This is a genomic window from Pseudalkalibacillus hwajinpoensis (assembly GCF_015234585.1).
Classification (GTDB): domain Bacteria; phylum Bacillota; class Bacilli; order Bacillales; family Guptibacillaceae; genus Guptibacillus; species Guptibacillus hwajinpoensis_B.
In genome coordinates this window covers 1,482,756-1,500,160 of sequence record NZ_JADFCM010000008.1, presented here as the reverse complement: position 1 = coordinate 1,500,160, position 17,405 = coordinate 1,482,756, and the positions used below count along the sequence as shown (strand labels likewise).

Here is a 17,405-nt window from a genome sequence, read left to right as displayed (position 1 = left end):
GTTTGTACTACACTTACTTCTCGAAGAAGACAACTAGTTCCTTTTAGGATTCAAATTAAAAAGACCGTTCAGTTGTTTGAACGGTCTTTCATATCTAGAATGAAACTTGATCAGTCACGAAAATTTTCCCCGGATTTAGGATCCCATTAGGGTCAAGCGTTTTCTTCAATGCCAGCATGACTTCGAGAGAACCTCCATGTTCTTTTTGCTGATACTGGGCTTTGCCAGTACCTACCCCATGCTCACCAGTGCAAGTTCCGCCACGATCTAGAGCATAGTGCACAAGGTGTTGGTTTAGCTTGTTTGCCTTTTCAAGTTCAATGGGGTCATCGGGATTAATCATCACAATAGCATGATAATTCCCGTCCCCTACATGCCCCAATAGAGCTCCGTCTAAATCAAATTTCTCGATGGCTTTTCGTGCATCGAGAATAGCGCCAGTTAACTCTGAAATGGGAACACATACATCTGTTACCATCATCTTTTTCCCTGGAGAACCATGACTAAAGGAGTAAGCAAGATTATGTCGCGCTTCCCAAAGAAGCGCTCTTTTCTTCGTATCGTGCTCAAATATAAATTCTTCGCAATCATTGTCTTCTGCGATGCTTTTGGCAAAGGTAACATCTTGATTTAACCCCGCTTCATTACCATGAAATTCAACAAATAACGTTGGTTTTTCGATATAGTTGGTTTCATTTGTTTTGTTCACCTGTTGTACTGAGCGTGCGTCTACTAGTTCGATTCTAGCGACCGGAATGGCTGCGTGAAGAATATTAGTAACGGTGGCTACAGCTCGCTCTACAGTTGGAAAAACGATTCGCCCTGCAAGCGTAACTTCTGGTATTCCGTTTACGTTGAGTGTTAATTCTGTAAATGTCCCAAGTGTCCCTTCTGAGCCTACAAAAAGGCCATTTAAATGGTAACCTGATGAAGACTTTGCAGTCATGCTACCGGTATGGATGACACGTCCATCGGCAAGAACAACTTCCATGTCTCGAACCTGATCACGCATTACTCCATACCGTACTGAAGTGGTTCCGCTTGCATTTGTTGAGGCCATGCCACCTAACGTTGCATCCGCACCTGGATCTACTGTGAAAAAGAGACCGTGTTTTTTCAATTCTTTATTTAATTGTGAACGTGTGACACCTGGTTGGACGCGTACTAGAAAATCTTCTGGTCGAACTTCGAGAACTTGGTTCATCAATTGAAAATCAATTGAAATACCGCCATGATATGGAATCACATGCCCTTCAAGACTAGATCCCAAGCCAAATGGCACGATGGGAATCCTATGCTCATTTGCCGCTTTCATAATTTTACTTACTTGCTCGGTTGTTCTTGGGAAAACAACAACGTCCGGATCGTGTGGCGTATGATAAGATTCATCCTTGCTATGTTGTTCGAGAATCGTTGCATTAACACTAATTTGATCATCGTCTAGAAATGTTGAAAGCAAAGATACGATTTTCATATAGCTTTCCTCCACTCTTATGTAAAATTAACACTTTTCTGATAATACTCTCATTACTTTATCACTACTGTTTTCATAACGTCAATTCTTATAGCAATAAGTCAAAAAGAAAAGCCTGACTTTTGTCAGACTTTAACAGTTTTACTTGTTTTCTTCTTCCACTTGTTCAATATTTTCTTGTGCTTCTTCTTCATTCTCTTCTTCATAAGCGGTGGCGACTTCATATTGGCTATCATATGTGCTGGGGTCCTCATCTTTCTCATCTTTAGAGTCTTGATCATTAACTTGATCATTAGCGGAGAAAGAGTCGTATTGCCCTCTAGAAACAAAGCTTTCTAACATAGCTTTCAAATCCATTCCCGTTGATTCCTTCAGACTTGCTTGAAGACCTGTCATTGTTTTCGTGACGTTATCGGTTATTTTGGTTGAACCACTACTATTACTACCTCCTAGATCAATCACTTTCATTTCTGAAATCTGAGATAGCGGCTGAGCAATTTCGTGTGCATATTTCGGCAACATCTCAACAAGCATTTCAATAATCGCAGCATCACCGTAATTTTCCATTGCTTGAGCCATTAATTCTTTTGCTTCTGCCTCCGCTCGGCCACGTTCTCTAATAACTTCCGCTTCAGCTAGTCCTTTTTGCTTTTCAATATCAGCTTTTGTTTGTCCATCAATACGATCGCGCTCTGCTTCTGCTTCGGCATTTGCACGAATATCGTATGCATTTGAATCAGCCTGAGTTTTTCGACGCTTCTGTTCCTCTTGTTCCAATTCCACTTGACGTTGACGTTCAATGTACTGAACTTGCATCTCTTCTTCTTTTACTTTCTGATTTAATCTCGCCTGTTCTAGGTTGTAAGACTGTTCAGAACGTGCGCGCCCTTGTTCAATTTCAGCTTTGTACTCGGCTTCTTTCACATCTTTGTCTTTTTGAGATCGTGCAATCTCAATTTGTCGTCTAATCTCATCTTCTTCTGCTTCTTGATCTGTTTTGGCTTTATGCATACGGGTTTCACGTCTTGCATTTGCTTCCGCAATATCAGCGTCTTTTCGTGCTTCCGCAATTCTTGGACGCCCAAGCGCTTCTAGATATCCATTCTCTTCATCGTCATCTTTTAATTCTTTTAAAGCAAACGACGTAATTTCAAAACCAAGATTTTTAAGATCTTCTTCAGCAATGTTTTTCACTTTTTTGTTCACTGAATTGAAGTCTTTGTAAATTTCGTCGACTGTAAGAGAAGAAATGATGGCCCGAAGGTGTCCTTCAAGAACTTCTTTTAATTCACGTTCTTTTTCTTTTTGAGGCTTACCTAGAAATTTTTCTGCATAGTTCGCGACAATTTCAAGTTTACTTCCAATACTAATCTCTGCGACACTTGTCGCTCTAATAGGAACACCTTCTGAAGTATAGGCTTTTGGTGAAGCAATTTCTAATTGAAATGATGTTAGATCAATCGGTGTACTTGTTTGGAATAGCTTTAATCGTATCCCGCCACCGCGTACAATTTTCATACTGCGGCCGTTGTCATCAACGAAGATTCGATTGTCTTTTTCAGCATCACCTAGTTTTGGTCCTGTAATAATCAGGGCCTGGTTTGAGCTAGCGGTTTTGTATCTTCTTTTGAAAATAAAAAAGCCAATCCCACCAGCCACTAATAATATAAACAAAATGATACCGGAGATGATTAATCCGATAAACTCCATCATGCTTGCATCATCCTTTCGAAAAATTGTAAAGGTTGTTAGGTAACTGCCTTCCTTAATTTCTACGATTTGGAACAAATAAAGTTTCAGAATTAATCGAATTAACGATTTTATTGCAAAAAGAAAACGAACCCGTGAATGATTCGTTTCGAATGGAGAGTTGTTTGTTTAGTTTTATTGGTATCTTTTAAGTGTGGCTGATCCCTTCACAACTGTTTCTTCATTTTGATTAAAAGCGAGTACATCAAAATAATACCGATCATTTTGGATGGAAACGAGTGATGATTGAAGAGTAATTTCATCGTTTAAGAAAACCATTCCTTTAAAAGCAACAGAATAATCTTCTAGGAACCCTTCTTCAAAATAGGGAGTAAACAGCTTTGATAAGTTTCCCATCGTCCACATTCCGTGAGCAATGATACCCGGAAGCCCTGCTTTTGCAGCCTCTTCGTCAATCGTATGAATTGGGTTGAAATCTCCGGATGCCCCGGCATATTTAATAAGATCTAACCTTGAAACAGGAGGGAGAGTGATTTCTAGCTGTGTCCCCACTTCAAAGTCATTAGCCATCTTCATGATTTCATCCCCTTTCTCACTGCTTCAGTAATAATAACCACTTGCTCTTCTGTGAAAATGAGTTTTCCATTTGGCTCTTCTCCGTATCGTTTTAATATAAGAAAACCAAGCAAGCCGCTTTTTCCTTTTCGCTCATAATAATTTTCAAGTGATGTCGAGCACATCACCGTTTCTCCAACTAGAAGTGGACGCTCATAGTGAAATGATTGTTTTCCGTGAATCAATCCGACATTTGGTAAATCAAATCCGTTTATTTCTCCATAGTCAAATACTCTTGGATATGTAGGCGGCGCAATGTTTGCTCCGTATCTCGAGCGCTTTCCTACTGCTTCATCGATATAAATAGACGATTCATCTCCAATTGCTTTTGAGAACGCTTTCAACGAACCGCGCTCAACAATGTTTTTTACAGGATTGGACCGGGTCCCAATGAGCGATTCAAACATAAATACCCTCCTAAGCGTATTGTCCTACTTTCACATGCCCTTTCAGCAGGTTTCTAGCAATGATTAATCGTTGAATTTCATCCGTTCCGTCGTAGATCCTCCAAAGGCGAGCTTCTCGGTACCAACGTTCAATTGGTAGCTCTTTCGTATAGCCCATACCACCATGAATTTGTAAAACGCAGTCTACAACGCGATTCCCCATGTTAGATCCATATAATTTCGCCATCGATGCAAGTTGACGATTATCTTTCCCTTCATCAAGTGTATACGCTGCGTTAAGCACCAGCCATTTAGCGGCCTCGATTTCAACAGCAGAATCGGCAATTTGCCATTGAATCGCTTGACGTTCTGCGATGGGCTTTCCAAATGTTTCTCTCTCATTTGCATAGTCAATCGCCATTTTTAACAATCTTTCGCCTGCTCCTACCGCTGTCGCACCAACAATCCAGCGAGCAAATCCGATCCACTCAAGTCCGAGATTGTATCCTCCATCTACTTCACCAAGGATATTTTCGTGTGGCACACGTACATTGTCAAAGACTAGGCCTGCAGGTCCCCATTCTCCCATTGTGTGGATGTATTCAGATTTCCATCCCATCTCTCGGTCCGCAATAAAACACGTGACACCATCTCTACCTGTAGCTGCGTGTTTTTCTTTATCTGTAATGGCAATAACCATCACAAAATCTGCTTCATTTCCGCCAGTGATAAACGTTTTCTCTCCGTTAAGAACCCAATCATCCCCATCCCGTACTGCAGTCATTTTAATGTTGCGCGTGTCTGATCCCGCGCCGGGTTCTGTCATAGCGAAGCATGATTTTTTTTCACCATTAATGGTCGGCAGGAGGTACTTTTCCTTCTGCTCTTCATTGGCGTAATACAAGATATTGTCTGCTGATCCTCCAAAACGAAACGGGACAAATGTTTTAGAAACTTCCATCATCACAATGGCAAGCATCATTTGACCAAGGTCAGCGCCACCATATTCCTCTGGTGTATTAATTCCCCAGAATCCTGCTTTTTTCGCTTTTTGCTGAAGCTCCTCCATCTTTTCGGCGGATACGCCTGGCTTTCCTGCACGTTCATTTCGAAGTACATCATTTTCTAAAGGGATTAACTCATTTTCTACAAATTTCCGAATCGTTTTTTGAACCATCACTTGTTCGTCAGTTAATCGTAAATCCATCGGTCATCTCTCCTTGTGAGTTTATCATATTTAGACGATTACTTACTAACCGGTTAGTATCTTGATTCGACAAAGTAAAGAGACCTCCTTCTTCATCATGTAGATTCTTGAAATTTTTTCAATAAAAAAGCGAAAGAGTCACGTACATGACCCTTTCACCTGCTGTACTATTTTCCAATAAACATCTGTGTCCAATAATGACCATCCTGAGCAAGTCCCACCCCAATGTGAGTAAAACTGCGGTTCATGATGTTTTTACGGTGACCTTCACTTTTCATCCAGGCATCCACCACGGCTTCTGGTGATTGCTGACCTTGTGCGATGTTTTCTCCAGCCGTATTAAAATCTACGCCGAAGTCCCTCATCATATCAAATGGAGATCCGTACGTAGGGCTTGTGTGAGAAAAGTAATTTTTTTGTTGCATGTCGCGTGATTTTTCCTGTGCGACATCGCTTAATGATGGCATTGCTTTTAGTGCAGAAAGCCCTTGCTTTTTTCGTTCTTTGTTTGTTAAATCGATCACTTGCTGGACTTCTTTCGTGATTTCCCCTGATGGTTCGGAGGTTGGAGACTTCTCTTGATTCGGTGCGGCTTTTTGATTTGACTCTGATTGACCGGTACTTTGATCAGGTCTCATTTTTTGTTGACGCTGTTGTTCTTCCTTGCCACCGATTCCGTATTGCTCTGGGAATCCTTCAGGTAAATATTCTCTTGGATCAACATTAGGAAGTGCTTCATTGAATTCAAACTGACCATCCTGAACCATTTCACCATGAGGGAATTTAACACTTGGTGTTTCAGTGCTATATGAATTAGGATCGATCGTTAGCTGACCACTGTTTATACGCTGAATACCCTCTGTAGGTGAACTAGTTTTATTGATATTTAACGCTTCATCGTTATTATTCGCATTACATGCTCCAAGAAGCAATAAACCCGGCAATAATAACGGCATTAACTTTTTGTACATACGTTGCCCTCCTTTAATTCTTTTGTTACCGTCTTAGTTTTTCTATTAAAGGGCAAAGTATTTGTGGTAAAAATCGAGAATACCGAGATCATTTAACATGTAAAAAATCCCCCTCATAAGAAAGAGGAGGATTGTACGATCAGCCTGTATTTCGTAGGCCAGCCGCAATTCCATTGATCGTGAGGAGAATTTCTTTCAGAAGCTCGTCGTCCTCACTACCGTTGGATCGATACGTTGAGATAAGTTCCACTTGGAGAGAACTTAGTGGATCAACATACGGATTTCGTAAACGGATCGAATCTTTAATGTTTGGCGTACCATCAAGTAATTCTTCCTGTCCGGTAATCGTTAAAATGACATCTTTTGTACGATGGTATTCATCGACGATTTTTCCGAAGATGCGGTTCGCTAGCTGTTCATCATCAATTAAGAACATATATTTTTCTGCTGTAGCGAGATCTGCTTTCATTAATCCCATTTGCAAGTTATCGATAAGAGATGCAAAGAACGGCCAATTCGCATACATTTCTTTTAGACTGCTTAATCCTTCTTCTGTTGCAGCGAACTCGGTAAGACCGGTACCTGACGCATACCATGCTGGCATCAACTGGCGACTTTGAGTCCAAGCGAATACCCATGGGATTGCACGTAAGTCATCGAAGTGGTCTGTACCTTTTCTGCTCATTGGACGGGAACCAATGTTTAATGCGCCAAGTTCTGGTAATGGCGTTCCCTGTTTAAAGTAAGCAAGGAACCCATCATCCTCAAATACGAGGGATTGATAAGATTTAAGGGATACAGCCGAAATTTCTTCCATAATTTCATGCCACTTCTCTTGTCTAACATCTTTTTCGATCCCTGATACGGCAGATGATAGCAAGGTTGTCGTCGCTTGTTCTAGACTTCGATAAGCAATATCGTAAAGCAAGTAACGAGAAGATAAAACCTCTCCTTGCTCTGTAATCTTTACACCAGCCGTATATGTTTCAGGAGGTTGCGACAGTAGACTTCTTCGTAGTGGACCGCCACCACGCCCAAGCGCTCCACCGCGACCATGAAAGAATTTAAGTCGAAGGTTGCGTTCAGAAGCGATCCGACTAATTTCTTGTTGAGCTTGATAAAGCTTCCAGTTAGCTGTTAGTGTTCCACCATCCTTGCTTCCATCGGAATACCCCAGCATGATTTCCTGACGTTGATCATGCTTTTCTAGATGATGTTTGTAGACTGGAAGATCAAATAGCTTCTCCATAATGGCAGGACCAGCTTTAAGATCATCGATCGTTTCAAGTAATGGAGCAATATTTAAATCACTTTCAACGCTACCGTCTGCGTGTAGACGATAAATATTCGCTTCCTTAGCAAGAACGAGTACCTCAAGAAGGTCACTAGCTGATTCGGTCATACTAATTAAGTATACAGAAATTGATTGAGGACCAAACTCTTTGTGAGCTTTTTTAATCATCGTAAAGATATCGAGTATTTTTTGTGTTTTCTCCGAATAATCCTCATAGGTAGAAAGAACTGGTCGTGGGTCTTCAAGAAGACGATTGAGTAACTGAACCTTTTCTTCTTCATCTAATTCGGCGTAGTTGTCAGCCAGATTTACACGACTTAAAATTTCTGCGATAGCCCCCTCATGTTCACCGCTATGGTTTCGAACATCTAAAGTAGCGAGATGAAAACCAAAAAGAGATGCCTGACGAATAAGCTTATTCAACTCTGTGAAGTGGGACCCTTCAGGAAAGTGCTGTTTCAAGCTATTCCCTATTAACTTCAGATCTGTTATAAATTCTTCTGAGTTTTTGTATCCGTTCTCACGATTAACGCGCTGAAGTTTTTCTAATACATAAGCAAGCTTTACGCGATAAGCTTCATGTGGAACGCCCCACTCTTTCGTATCAGGAAGGCGATTTTGATCTTCTTCAATTGATTTTGTCAATTCTGGACAAATGGCGATGCGGTTCGTCGACTGGCTTAGCTGCCGCATTAAATTTTTCACTGAGTCTTTGTATTTTGAAATGACTACATCCCGTTGTCTTTCGAGCGTATTCCATGTCATCTCAGGGGTAACGAATGGATTTCCGTCTCGATCCCCACCTATCCATGAACCAAATTTCAAAATGTTAGGTACTTCCCATTTAGCATCAGGATAATGGTCACGCAAACACTCTTCAAGCTCCTGATGAATTTGAGGAAGCACTTCAAATAACGTTTCCTCAAAATAAAACAGCCCCATATTCACTTCGTCCATAACAGAAGGCTTCTTATGACGTAACTCGTCAGTTTGCCATAGTGTTGTGATTTCATTCACTAAATCAGCCTTTAATGCCTTTTGCTCTCGTTTTGTAAGTAAAGGATTGTCTAGCTGTTTAAGTGATGTTGCAATTCTTTTATGAATTTCTAGCACAGATCGTCTTGTCGCTTCAGTTGGATGTGCTGTAAGGATTAATTCCAATGAAATGGAAGATAGCGTATCTTCAATCAATTCTCCAGGAACATTATTCTTTTTAAGTAAGGCAATAGCATGAGGAATTGAACCAGGTTGCGACTGCTCTTCTTCTAACATTTGATAATCTCGGCGTCTGCGAATTCTGTGATTTTGTTCCGCAATATTGACAAGATGAAAATAAAGGGCAAATGCTCGAATAACCTGTTTTCTCATAGGAGGTTGGAGCGTTTGGATCGTTTCTTTTAATTGTTGAGAAGTTTCCAAATCAGCAACATTCCGAAGAGATTTTGTTTTCTCACGAATGGATTCCACCATATCTAGAAGCTCTTTGCCGCCATGCTGCACTAAAACGTCACCGAGTAGGCTTCCCAGCATGTTAATGTCACGCCTTAGGGCAACGTGGTGACTTTGTTGAGTTGAATGTGCCGTATCAATTGTCATGTCAGATCAACCTTTCTTTTTCTTCTAATAACTTAATACCAAATATTAAAAATATTTCAATAAACTTATTATAAACAAGAAATTTTATTCTTGTCATCTTTTATGACACCGTTTTTTGGAATGGATATAAGGCCTTAGTACTGGTAATAAAGGAATGAAAACGGATACAAATATTTTTTTATTTTTTTGCATTTTCATAAAAAAATCCGCAATAGTATGCGGATTTTTTTGTATTTATGTGCTTATGGTTACCTTTGCTATTAGATAGAAAACTTATGTTTAAAGCGCTCTATTTTTTTGTTTTCTCCTACCATCAAAATGACATCCCCTTTTTGGAAAGCCACTTCGGCGTAGCGACTTAAGATGGGGGCTTCCTTTCGCAAGATGAGAGAAACATTTAACTCGTATTTTCTAGAGAAATCAAGTTCGAGTAATGTTTTTCCAATCAGTTCTTCTGGTACCTCTACTTCAATAGCTGATACATTTTTCGTAATTTCAATGTATTCAAGGACGTTAGGCATCATGATTTGTTTGGCCACTTTCATCCCTGCTTCTTCCTCAGGATATATGACCTGATCTGCCCCTAAGTTAGACAGGATTTCTCCTATTTCTCGACTCACTGCTTTAGTAATAATTTTCTTTGCTTTTCGGTCACGAAGACGGTTTGTAATTAAAATAGCTGAATAGGCATCAGTTCCAATAGCTACGAAAACAGCATCGTACTGTTCTACGTTTAAATCATCCATCACTCGATTTTCTCTTAGATCGCCAACGATTGAATGTGTTGTGTAGTCATCTATATCTTCTAGCGGCCCCTCATCTTTATCACAAACGACAACATCACATTTTTGCTCATATAGTTCACGAATAATGCCTTTCGCAAATCGACCAGCACCGATTACTAGAAATTGTTTTCGCATGACTTCTCACTCCTTAACCTACGGCCAAATCTTCTTTAATATAGCGCGTTTTTGATTTTTCTATTTTAAATACAGCGTATATGAAGCTAAATACACCAATGCGCCCAATAATCATTAGCATACATAATAGCAACTTTGAAACTCCTGCAAGTTCACTCGTAATCCCCATCGATAAACCAGTGTTTGTTAAAGCAGATATAACCTCAAATGCAACTAAAATGATTTCTTGAGACTCAAATATGGACAGAATTATGGTTGTAAATCCAAATAAAAAGATAAAGCTTAAAAAGATCAAAAAAGATTTATTAATCGAGTCCTGCGAAATGGTCTTCTTAAATAGCGTTGTATATTCTTCAGATTTTGCTACTGAAACCATTTTTGCTACAAGAACCGCAAAGGTTGTTAAGCGAAGACCCCCTCCGGTACTGGAAGAAGCCCCACCAATAAACATTAATGTCATTAGTATGAGAACAGTTGTGATATTAAGTGTTGAAATGTCTACCGTTGTTAAGCCGCCATTCCGTGATGTAGCTGATAGAAAAATCACGTTTACGAACTTATCCCATATTGGCAAATGGCCAAAAACGCCATTTTGTTCTAAAGAGAAATAAATGACAACCCCCACAAGAAACAACGAACTATGAAGACGGATGTTCACTTTTGTAAACAAGCTTTTCTTTTTTCGAAAGCCGAGTATGTATTCTACAATAGTAGGAAAACCAAGGCTTCCTAGAAAGATCATCGTTGCTGAAGTCAACAGCAGGAGCCAATTGTGTTGATAAGAAATCAAACTATCTCCAAATAAATCAAACCCAGCATTCGTAAAGCTCGCTACACTGTGAAATACAGTGACAAAAACAGCTTCTTTAACTGAGCTATATTGCTCACTTATTCCATTGAACATGAGACTAAAACCAATGGCTTCTACCGTTAACGCGATCATCAAAACGGATATACTTAATGAACGAATGGTTCTTAACTGCGACTGGTTTTGGTCTTTCGATAGAAGGACCATACTTGACATTGTTAGTTTCTTACCCATCATTAAAAATAGGTAGCTGACGAGTACGAGGATACCAATGCCTCCTAGTTGCATTTCAATAATTAATAAGACCTGTCCAACTCGTGTAAAGTCAGACGAGATGTCAACGGAAGATAGCCCTGTAACGCTGAGCGCACTAGTTGATATAAAGAGAGAGTCAATGACCTGTAATGAGCCATAGTGGGAAAACGGCAGCATATAAAAGGTAGCAAATAAAATAATAGTACCGACATACATTATGAAAATATAGCGGAAGGATTGAATCGTTGATTTATTTTTTAGCATAGCATCTCTCCGTACTGTTGATCTAAATGATTCATTCAATATAACATGAAAAAAAAGCCTTTGCCTATTATTCACAAGAAAACCACTTAAGCAGAATCTAAGTGGTTCGAACTGATTTTCGTTTCAAATAATCGATTAGGCCAAGAGCACATACTTGTAAGTCTACTTTTATGTAATCATATATAGGATGATCGGAAGGTACTCCTTTTATTGAAAGCTTACTTGCCACATGTGCTAATAGCGCTTTTGAAAGAAGCTCAGTAATTGGCGCCTCTTTCTTTTGCATGAGGTCATTTGTTATTCTCAGAAAATCGGATAACCAGCCTTTTAATTGAGCCATTACCTCATCTCGGTTAGATGTTCTTCCATAATGACCGAAATAAATGGCGTCTGGCTCATAGGCCATGATTTTTTCAGCAGATGCTAGCATTGCGTCTGGATCGAATTGATTTGGTGATGTTGATGGAAGATAAAGTTCAACATCGAGCTGCGGATAATAAACTCCCATCGTATCACCTACAAACACCCCGTTCGTTTTTGAGTCATAGATCGAGAAATGGTGTTTGGCATGTCCTGGAGTATCCATGAAAGTTAACATTCGATTCGGCCCAATTCGCATCGTGTCCATGTCATTCATGGCGATTAGCCGGTCTTCTTGAATCGGAATTATTGGTTCGAATAACTCCTGGAATTTATTCCCATAAACAGCTTTTGCTCCTTCAATTAAGCGAGATGGATTTTCTAAATGGCGAATCCCTTTTGGATGAACAAAAACACGAGCATTGGGACATTTTTCAAGAAATAGCCCTGTCCCTCCAGCGTGATCGAGATGGATATGGGTGACAATTATGTTGCGAACCTCTTCTAAATCGATTTGGAGTTTTTCTAACCCGCTAATTAAGTAAGGAAGCGATGGACTCGCGCTAGTTTCAATGATTGTAAGTTCTTCCTCATGCAGGACATATGAACCCGTCCTTAGTTCAAGGGAGAGGTCATAGAGATCAATAAGAGATAAATCTTCCCCTATCATTTCGGGTTTTGCGTTCATGGCTTTTCCCTCCAATAATGAATGGTAACGTTCTATATTGAAGGTCTTCTCGATCATTATCAAAAATCCTCTCTAAATAAAGAGTCAGGATATGGATTGATTCGTTTATTAATTAAGATGGCGTGTGGAATGGAACTTTTCATTTAACCATTTGTCTCCATCTCTTTTAAGAATCGTTAAAGAAGTATTTACAATATGATTTTCATGATTTAGTTCAGGTAGGGTGCTTTTAAAGAAATGTCTAAGAAAAGAACCGTGGCTAACTACTAGCACATTTAAACCGGAGTATTTATCATGAAAATCATTTACTGCCGCATGTGCGCGTTCAACAACAAGATCAGCCTTTTCAATACCGAGATCTAATTCGCGCCAGTTTTCTCCCCATTTCTTAATACGTTCTTGCTCTGTAGTTCCTTCAATCTGCCCACCGCCCGCCTCTCGTAAGCGATGATCGGTTATCACTTTCAGGTTGAGCTTTTTGGCGATGATCTCTGCTGTTTCTTTAGCTCGTGAAAGATCACTTGAGAAGATCACATCCCACTTGTCGTTCTTTAACCAGTCTCCAAGCTTCGCTGCGTCACTGCGACCTTGATCGTCAAGATGAATGTCTGAGCTACCTTGAGCTCTTTTCTCTTTATTCCATGCTGTACTCCCGTGGCGTATAAATCCAATCCTCATGTATATTCCCCTCTCGCTTGTTCCTACTTAATAAGATTCTATCGTTTTAGTAATAAGGTGAGTGATATCCCTTACCCTGTTTTCCCCACATACTGGTCGATCAAGCAAGCTACAAAGCGCAACGAGATCTGCCAGTTTGGCAAGCTTCTGCCACTGTTTTGGCAGGGTGATTCCTCTATTTAATAATCCTTGCTGAATTCCTTCTTTAAATGATGTCATGTGATCAAATTCGTACCGAATCATGTTACCTAAATCAAAATAAATGCTACCTGATAAGGCAAATTCCCAATCTAGAACGGCACTTACTTCTGTTCCGTCCATTAGTACATTAAGTCCATTATAATCCCCGTGAACAAGGCGGGGTTCGCTTTGATCTTGCTCAAGCAAATAGGCATTGTTCCTTACAAATGACATCACTCTATCAGTTAGAGTAAGAGATAACCATTTGGAAGCATGATGATTAAAAAAGGATTCGATAGTTGAGATGAATGAGGTTGGTGTTAATTGAAATTCATCTCTTACTTCAAGTGTTGAATCAAGAAAACCATATGTATTAAAACGCAGTTCTCTCATTGAGGCAAGCTGTTCTCCAATGGATTGCCCCATTGCTTTCAAATGTTGTTGAGACGAAGTAGATAGATGGTCTCGCAGCAAGGATCCTTCTTTCCATTCAAGAATACCAATATGATATCCATTCCACTTTGTCATATGAAGAAAAGCTGGTGCTCGCACATCTTTTGGCAAGGACCTGTGAACTTCATATTCCCGTTTCAAGCTTTCCTGGTTTCTAGCCACTCTGATCACAACAGAGCTATGATGAGCAATATCGATTTTATAATTCGTATGACTTAAACCTCCAGAAAGCTGGGTCGTGGTATTTACCTTTAGATGTGGCTGATAGCTTTTTACGATTGATGTTATCGCTTCATCAGGTAGATGAATGATCGAATGATGTCTTTCCCAATTTGTTTTCATGCCACACCTCCCTTAATCTATCATAACAACTTCAATAGAAAAAAGCTCTTCCTCGTTTGAGAAAGAGCTTTTTATTATTTCCAGTTGATTGGTAAAGGTGAAACATCTTGGACTTGTTGTTCATACTTTGTCACTTGATCTTCTGTCATCCAAATACAGACGACACCATGATCTGCACTACTTCGAATTAAACGACCAATTCCTTGTCGTAAGCGAAGTAACATGTAGGGGAGGTCCACATCGCTTACTGGATCTTCTGAATGACTTCGTTTCGCCTGGAAAACAGGGTCATTTGGCGGGAATGGTAATGACGAGATTAGAACCTGAGTAAGTGATTCACCCGGTACATCAAGTCCCTCCCATAGATGATACGAGCAAAGAACAGCAGAATGATCTCGTTGAAACGCCTTGACCGTTTCGCTTATTTCACGGTCTCCTTCATAAATAAGGTTAAACTTCCAGCTTTGTTGGTCTGCCCACTCTCTGAACCTATTCATTTCTTCTAGCGAAGAGAATAGCAGCAATGAATGACCTTTATTCAGATGAAGGGAATGTCCCATCTCTTCCCATTTTTGATGTTCATTTCCAGCTACAGAACCATTCATTTTCATCTGTGATTCATAATCAAACGGCGAATTTACAGAGAAGGAAGCATGTTTCTGAATGCCTAAGCTGCTTGCTATATAAGAGAAATCTCCAGCTTGCGAAAGCGTTGCTGATGAGAAAACAAATGGGATCTTTTGTGAAAATACTTCTTTTCGCAGAATGTCTTCTACAAGTCTTGGCATAATGACAAGAGAAGTCTGGGTTTCAGTTTCTTCAAGCCAATGAATGCCCTCTCCATCCTGGAGTAGCGTTCTTAAGCCATATGAGAAGAACTCGAGGTATTCTTCCATAATCTTGACATGGTAGTCTTCCATTACATAAAGCTCTGAATCGAAAACAAGCTGCTCTAACAAAGCATCAACTTTCTCAGCAATCGCTTTTGCAATTTCTATCATCGTTTCAGTTCGTGGGACATCTTTTCGAATCGAACCTTCTACAGCGATCGCGGACTGACTAAGATGAGCGAACCAGTTATCGTGAAGCTCCAGGATCTCTTCAACTAATGTAAGCGATTCTTCTCTTACATCCTGGTCCATGTAGCCTGTAAGAATACTGGATAGAGTTTCCGAATGAAAACGATAAGTCAAGCCTTTTTGTGCTGAGAATTCCAATAAATGGCCTTCATCAAATACAACTGTGCTAGCTTCTGGGAGTAAAGGAAGTTGTCCTTCACGTTTACGTGAGTCTTTCGTCCAGATATGTTCCATATAGAAATCATGAGAACAAATAATCAAATCGCTTGAATGACGATAATATTCACGATTTAACGTTTGGCCACAGCGATGACGCCAGTCACATGTTGAACATTGTTGCAGTGGATCCCACGCAATTTTTTCCCATTTATCATTTGGTACCCAAGGGTATTCTTTCCGATCGCCATAGCGATGGAAAGACTTCATTGATGCAGCTGGTTCATAAACAAACTCTGGTATTTCATCGTGCACACTTAAGATGTCTTCATCGTCAGTACGATGAGAAAGATGGTCTAGTTTTTTCACACAAACATATTGCTCTCTAGCCTTCGCTAGACGAACATCAACAGTTAGACCAAGAGCTTTCTCAAGCTTCTCAATATCTCCGCCTTCTTTCACTAGCTGCTCAATAAGTGTTTCATCCGCACATGAAATAATCGCCGGTTTTCTTGTATACCTTGCATAGCAAATGGCATACAACAAATAAACAAACGTTTTCCCTGTTCCAACGCCTGCTTCAGCAAACACAACGCTCTTATTTTTAAAGGCCTGTTCAATTTGAAAAGCCATAAAGATTTGTTCATCTCGAAGCTCATATCCATGCTCCGGTAAAATGTCGTAGAATACGTCGCCAACATAGTCGCCGAGTTTCTCGAAAAAGGAATCTTCCTTTGTGATTTCAAAAGGTAATGGTTGGGTCATGTACGGTCTCCTCTTCTAGCTTGATCCGTCCTTTTATTTTCATATCTATTGGCACTGTAAAATGGATACAGTTAAAAATTTAATCCTATAAAAAACAAAAGAAACCAAACTCTATCATAACAGATTTCCTTCTATTAGTGAAAAAAGATCTATCCTTGAATAAGCCGCTCACCAAGAAGTTGAAAAGAAGTCAGTCTTTCCCTTCGATGTGGCGTAATCGTTGTGATTAAGAATTCATCTGGTTGATACTGTTCTTTTAGCTTCTGCAGCTTTTCTTGGACGATTTCAGGTGTTCCACTAATAAGCTTAGAGTTGTGATCATTAGGAGGTGATACGGTAAGTGCCTCTTCAACACTTGGGAGTGTTGTTTTCCCTTTAGCTCGAAATTCATTGACTACGTGAGTCCAGTGAGCAATCTCATCTGCACGCTCCTGTGTCTCACTGCAAATAATGGACACCGCTAGAATGCTATAAGGAGATTCTCCCGCAAAGTTTGTTCGATATGTGTCGAGAAGCTCTTTCCCATTTTGTTCGCTCATAAAATAGCCAAACGCATAGGACATACTGTTTTCTGCTGCTAACAGCGCACTTTTCTTTCCTGTTCCAAGGAGCCATAGCTCGGGAACGTGGTTAGGAACAGGCTTTGCTTGAAGATTATGATACAAATGGTCCTTTGCAAAGCCATTATTGATAAAGCGAAGTAGTTCATCTACTTTCTCTGGCATCTTCCGAACTTCTTCTAAAAATCGCGGAGATAGAGCTGTAGTCGCTTCGGCAGATCCCCCTGGTGCTCTGCCTAATCCAAGGTCGATGCGACCTGGAAAAAGGGTTGCTAGTGTATGAAAAATTTCTGCTATCTTATATGGTTGATAGTGAGGAAGTAGTATTGCTCCAGCTCCAAGTCGAATTCGCCTAGTATGTGCTCCGATATAGCTTAAGAGTACCTCAGGGGTGGGACACGCTAAGTGATCTAGGTCGTGGTGTTCCGTAACCCAGTAACGAACATAGCCAAGTTGATCTCCGAGAATAGCTAACTCTTTTGAAGCTTGTAGTGCCTCAGCTGTCGTTTCTCCATGAAAGACTGGTGTTTGATCAAGTATACTTAATTTCATTCCGCACCTCTTTTCATACAATCTCTCCTTATCATATAGAAAAAAGTGGCCAATTTATACTCGAACGACTTCAAAAGAAAAACGCCTGCTAT

Annotated in this window: 14 protein-coding genes; all 14 read right to left on the bottom strand. The window is 40.1% G+C overall.

Features of this window, described 5'->3' with window-relative positions; genetic code table 11:
- Nucleotides 1-94: 94 nt before the first annotated feature.
- Nucleotides 95-1,474, bottom strand: a complete 1,380-nt coding sequence (locus IQ283_RS19360) for an FAD-binding oxidoreductase (RefSeq protein WP_194221702.1) — start codon at nucleotides 1,472-1,474, stop codon at nucleotides 95-97.
- A gap of 141 nt (nucleotides 1,475-1,615) precedes the next feature.
- A complete protein-coding gene (locus IQ283_RS19355) occupies nucleotides 1,616-3,187 on the bottom strand; it encodes a flotillin family protein (protein ID WP_194221701.1) in 1,572 nt (523 codons plus the stop codon).
- Nucleotides 3,188-3,358: 171 nt separating this feature from the next.
- Nucleotides 3,359-3,760 carry a MaoC/PaaZ C-terminal domain-containing protein gene (locus tag IQ283_RS19350; protein ID WP_194221700.1) on the bottom strand — a complete coding sequence of 134 codons (402 nt, stop codon included), beginning with the start codon at nucleotides 3,758-3,760 and terminating at the stop codon, nucleotides 3,359-3,361.
- Nucleotides 3,757-4,206 (bottom strand): MaoC family dehydratase N-terminal domain-containing protein, encoded by a 450-nt coding sequence (locus tag IQ283_RS19345; protein WP_194221699.1) that lies wholly within the window; start codon nucleotides 4,204-4,206, stop codon nucleotides 3,757-3,759. The genes IQ283_RS19350 and IQ283_RS19345 overlap by 4 nt, the downstream gene beginning before the upstream one ends.
- 10 nt (nucleotides 4,207-4,216) lie before the next feature.
- Nucleotides 4,217-5,392, bottom strand: a complete 1,176-nt coding sequence (locus IQ283_RS19340) for an acyl-CoA dehydrogenase family protein (RefSeq protein WP_194221698.1) — start codon at nucleotides 5,390-5,392, stop codon at nucleotides 4,217-4,219.
- Nucleotides 5,393-5,559: 167 nt separating this feature from the next.
- Nucleotides 5,560-6,363, bottom strand: coding sequence for a CAP domain-containing protein (locus tag IQ283_RS19335; RefSeq protein WP_242057393.1), 804 nt, complete (start codon nucleotides 6,361-6,363; stop codon nucleotides 5,560-5,562).
- A 139-nt stretch (nucleotides 6,364-6,502) separates the two neighbouring features.
- Nucleotides 6,503-9,253, bottom strand: a complete 2,751-nt coding sequence (ppc, locus tag IQ283_RS19330) for a phosphoenolpyruvate carboxylase (protein ID WP_194221697.1) — start codon at nucleotides 9,251-9,253, stop codon at nucleotides 6,503-6,505.
- A gap of 260 nt (nucleotides 9,254-9,513) precedes the next feature.
- Nucleotides 9,514-10,173 (bottom strand): potassium channel family protein, encoded by a 660-nt coding sequence (locus IQ283_RS19325; protein WP_165995817.1) that lies wholly within the window; start codon nucleotides 10,171-10,173, stop codon nucleotides 9,514-9,516.
- A 13-nt stretch (nucleotides 10,174-10,186) separates the two neighbouring features.
- Entirely contained in the window at nucleotides 10,187-11,500 is a 1,314-nt protein-coding gene (locus IQ283_RS19320) for a TrkH family potassium uptake protein (protein WP_194221696.1), read from the bottom strand.
- 97 nt (nucleotides 11,501-11,597) lie between these two features.
- Entirely contained in the window at nucleotides 11,598-12,548 is a 951-nt protein-coding gene (locus IQ283_RS19315; protein WP_194221695.1) for an MBL fold metallo-hydrolase, read from the bottom strand.
- Between the two features lie 108 nt (nucleotides 12,549-12,656).
- Nucleotides 12,657-13,226 carry a histidine phosphatase family protein gene (locus IQ283_RS19310; protein WP_194221694.1) on the bottom strand — a complete coding sequence of 190 codons (570 nt, stop codon included), beginning with the start codon at nucleotides 13,224-13,226 and terminating at the stop codon, nucleotides 12,657-12,659.
- Nucleotides 13,227-13,253: 27 nt separating this feature from the next.
- On the bottom strand, nucleotides 13,254-14,201 hold the full coding sequence (locus IQ283_RS19305) for a phosphotransferase family protein (protein ID WP_194221693.1): 948 nt from the start codon (nucleotides 14,199-14,201) through the stop codon (nucleotides 13,254-13,256).
- Between the two features lie 74 nt (nucleotides 14,202-14,275).
- A complete protein-coding gene (locus IQ283_RS19300) occupies nucleotides 14,276-16,201 on the bottom strand; it encodes an ATP-dependent DNA helicase (protein ID WP_194221692.1) in 1,926 nt (641 codons plus the stop codon).
- A gap of 149 nt (nucleotides 16,202-16,350) precedes the next feature.
- Nucleotides 16,351-17,313: an LLM class flavin-dependent oxidoreductase gene (locus IQ283_RS19295; protein WP_194221691.1), complete on the bottom strand. Its 963-nt coding sequence runs from the start codon at nucleotides 17,311-17,313 to the stop codon at nucleotides 16,351-16,353.
- Nucleotides 17,314-17,405 lie beyond the last annotated feature (92 nt).

Coding starts and splice junctions, on each gene's coding strand:
- IQ283_RS19340 (WP_194221698.1), bottom strand. CDS start 5,392: ATGGATTTACGATTAACTGACGAACAAGTGATGGTTCAAAAAACGATT.
- IQ283_RS19315 (WP_194221695.1), bottom strand. CDS start 12,548: ATGAACGCAAAACCCGAAATGATAGGGGAAGATTTATCTCTTATTGAT.
- IQ283_RS19295 (WP_194221691.1), bottom strand. CDS start 17,313: ATGAAATTAAGTATACTTGATCAAACACCAGTCTTTCATGGAGAAACG.
- IQ283_RS19335 (WP_242057393.1), bottom strand. CDS start 6,363: ATGTACAAAAAGTTAATGCCGTTATTATTGCCGGGTTTATTGCTTCTT.
- IQ283_RS19350 (WP_194221700.1), bottom strand. CDS start 3,760: ATGAAGATGGCTAATGACTTTGAAGTGGGGACACAGCTAGAAATCACT.
- IQ283_RS19310 (WP_194221694.1), bottom strand. CDS start 13,226: ATGAGGATTGGATTTATACGCCACGGGAGTACAGCATGGAATAAAGAG.
- IQ283_RS19300 (WP_194221692.1), bottom strand. CDS start 16,201: ATGACCCAACCATTACCTTTTGAAATCACAAAGGAAGATTCCTTTTTC.
- IQ283_RS19320 (WP_194221696.1), bottom strand. CDS start 11,500: ATGCTAAAAAATAAATCAACGATTCAATCCTTCCGCTATATTTTCATA.
- IQ283_RS19305 (WP_194221693.1), bottom strand. CDS start 14,201: ATGAAAACAAATTGGGAAAGACATCATTCGATCATTCATCTACCTGAT.
- IQ283_RS19325 (WP_165995817.1), bottom strand. CDS start 10,173: ATGCGAAAACAATTTCTAGTAATCGGTGCTGGTCGATTTGCGAAAGGC.
- ppc (WP_194221697.1), bottom strand. CDS start 9,253: ATGACAATTGATACGGCACATTCAACTCAACAAAGTCACCACGTTGCC.
- IQ283_RS19345 (WP_194221699.1), bottom strand. CDS start 4,206: ATGTTTGAATCGCTCATTGGGACCCGGTCCAATCCTGTAAAAAACATT.
- IQ283_RS19360 (WP_194221702.1), bottom strand. CDS start 1,474: ATGAAAATCGTATCTTTGCTTTCAACATTTCTAGACGATGATCAAATT.
- IQ283_RS19355 (WP_194221701.1), bottom strand. CDS start 3,187: ATGATGGAGTTTATCGGATTAATCATCTCCGGTATCATTTTGTTTATA.